Source organism: Azospirillum sp. TSO22-1 (genome assembly GCF_003116015.1).
GTDB lineage: Bacteria > Pseudomonadota > Alphaproteobacteria > Azospirillales > Azospirillaceae > Azospirillum.
The window spans coordinates 1-2,208 of sequence record NZ_LGQZ01000195.1; the positions used below are offsets into that span (position 1 = coordinate 1).

2 protein-coding genes are annotated in these 2,208 nt (G+C 68.4%); both read left to right on the forward strand.

From position 1 onward, the window contains the following. Positions 1–1,367: high-affinity branched-chain amino acid ABC transporter permease LivM (gene livM, locus TSO221_RS33355; RefSeq protein WP_109122771.1), on the forward strand; the 1,367-nt coding region annotated here is incomplete at its 5' end. After that, positions 1,367–2,208 (forward strand): ATP-binding cassette domain-containing protein (locus TSO221_RS33360; protein ID WP_109122772.1); only part of this gene is annotated, 842 nt, incomplete at its 3' end. The genes livM and TSO221_RS33360, both read left to right, overlap by 1 nt.

Here is a 2,208-nt window from a genome sequence, read left to right on the forward strand (position 1 = left end):
TGCCGCTGGTCGGGCTTCGCACGGTGGACCGGCCGACCGGGCTGGGCATCGAGGCGCGGCCGCAGGACGTGATGGCCGTCATCGGCCTGGTCTTCCTCGGCCGCCTCGGCCTGTGCCTGATCCGCGAAGGCCAGGCCGTGCTCGTCCTGGTCCTGGCGCTCGCCGCCGCCATCGCCGGCTTCTTCATCCACATGCCGGCCGAGGCGATGCGCGTCGTCCTCATCATCGGCGGCCTGGTGATCGCCATCCGCGCCGGCGTCGCCGTCGCCACCCACCGCTCCAAGCTCTCCCAGGCCGAGCGCGAGAAGCGCATGGACCGCGTCGGCGCCAAGGTCCAGGAGGCCTCCCGCTTCCTCGGGCCCATCGGCATCGCGTTTGCGGTGGTCCTGCCCTTGCTGCCGTTCGCCGACCGCCAGGTCATCGACATCGGCATCCTGCTGCTCACCTACATCATGCTCGGCTGGGGCCTGAACATCGTGGTGGGCTTGGCCGGCCTGCTCGACCTCGGCTACGTCGCCTTCTACGCCATCGGCGCCTATTCCTACGCGCTGCTGGCCACCACCTTCGGGCTGAGCTTCTGGGCCTGCCTGCCGCTGGCCGGCATCCTGGCGGTGTGCGGCGGCGTCATGCTCGGCTTTCCGGTGCTGCGCCTGCGCGGCGACTACTTCGCCATCGTGACCTTGGGCTTCGGCGAGATCATCCGCATCGTGCTGATCAACTGGTACCAGGTGACCGGCGGCCCGAACGGCATCACCGGCATCCCACGCCCGACCTTCTTCGGGCTGGCCGAGTTCGGCCGCACCTCGACCAGCGGCCTGCCGACCTTCCACGAGATGTTCGGGCTGGAGTTCTCGACGCTGCACCGCATCGTCTTCCTGTACTACGTCATCCTGGCGCTGGCGCTGGTGGTCAACGTCTTCACGCTGCGCATCCGCACGCTGCCGCTGGGCCGCGCCTGGGAGGCGCTGCGCGAGGACGACATCGCCTGCACCTCGCTGGGCATCGACCGCACCAAGATCAAGCTGGCGGCCTTCGCCATCGCCGGCATGTTCGGCGGCATCGCCGGATCGTTCTTCGCCACGCGGCAGGGCTTCATCAGCCCGGAGAGCTTCACCTTCATCGAGTCGGCGATCATCCTGGCCATCGTGGTGCTGGGCGGCATGGGCAGCCAGATGGGCGTGGTGGTGGCCTCGCTGGTGGTGATCGGCCTGCCCGAGATGTTCCGCGAGCTGGCCGACTACCGCATGCTGACCTTCGGCATGGGCATGGTGGTGATCATGCTGTGGCGCCCGCGCGGCCTCTTGGCGCACCGCGACCCGACGATCCTGCTGCACAAGCGCAAGCGCGCCTCGGCGGAGGCCGCGTGATGAGCCAGACCATGACGAATCCCCCCTTGCTCACGGTCGAGCACCTGACGATGCGCTTCGGCGGTCTGGTGGCGGTGGGCGACGTGTCGTTCGCCGCGCAGGACCGGCACATCACGGCGATCATCGGCCCGAACGGGGCCGGCAAGACGACGCTGTTCAACTGCATCACCGGCTTCTACACGCCGACCGTGGGGCGGCTTTCCCTGAAGCATCCCGACGGCAAGGAGTTCCTGCTGGAGCGGATGCCGGGGTTCCGCATCTCGCAGCAGGCGTCGGTGGCGCGCACCTTCCAGAACATCCGGCTGTTCGGCGGCATGTCGGTTCTGGAGAACCTGATGGTGGCGCAGCACAACAAGCTGATGCGGGCGAGCGCCTTCTCGTTCGCCGGGCTGCTCGGGCTGCCGCTGTACGGCAACGCCGAGAAGCGGGCCTTGGATCTGGCGAAGTACTGGCTGGACCGGGTGAAGCTGCTGGAATACGCGGACTGGCAGGCGGGCAACCTGCCGTACGGGGCGCAGCGGCGGTTGGAGATCGCGCGCGCCATGTGCACCGAGCCGGTGCTGCTGTGCCTGGACGAGCCGGCGGCCGGCCTGAACCCGCGCGAGTCGGGGGAACTGGCCGATCTGCTGACCTTCATCCGGGACGAGCAGAAGATCGGCGTGCTGCTGATCGAGCACGACATGAGCGTGGTGATGACGATTTCCGACCACGTGGTGGTGCTGGACTACGGGCGCAAGATCGCCGACGGCACGCCGCACGAGGTGAAGAACGACCCGGCGGTGATCCGCGCCTACCTCGGCGAGGAGGAGAGCGAAGACCTGCCGCCTGAGATCGCCAAGGA